The organism is Franconibacter helveticus LMG 23732 (assembly GCF_000463115.2).
GTDB lineage: Bacteria > Pseudomonadota > Gammaproteobacteria > Enterobacterales > Enterobacteriaceae > Franconibacter > Franconibacter helveticus.
Genome location: NZ_AWFX01000012.1, coordinates 1 through 320 on the forward strand (window position 1 = coordinate 1; position 320 = coordinate 320).

Genomic DNA, 320 nt, shown 5'->3' on the forward strand with positions numbered 1-320 from the left:
TCCGCCAGCGTCGCTAAATCAGCGGCGGGTAGCGTCGCGCTCCAGCTGCCGTCCGCCTGCACCGTCGCGCTGTAACTCAGGCCGTTGAGGGTCAGCGAGACCGTACGCCCGACATCCGCGGCGTCAGCCGTGCCGCTCACCGCCACGCCCGCGCCCGCCTCGGCGGCGTTGATAATGTCGTCAGTGGCGATGGGGTTCACCGTCAGGGTGACGGCTTTGTCCAGCGTGAAGGCATGCGGCGCGCTGGTGCTGTTGCCCGCCGCGTCGGCAAGGCTTGCGGTGAGCGTATAAGGGCCGTCCGCCAGCGTCGCTAAATCAGC

General features: G+C 68.8%; 1 protein-coding gene. It reads right to left on the reverse strand.

The window, feature by feature from the left end:
• On the reverse strand, positions 1 to 320 hold a 320-nt coding region (locus tag DW56_RS05430; RefSeq protein WP_152976857.1), incomplete at both ends, for an Ig-like domain-containing protein.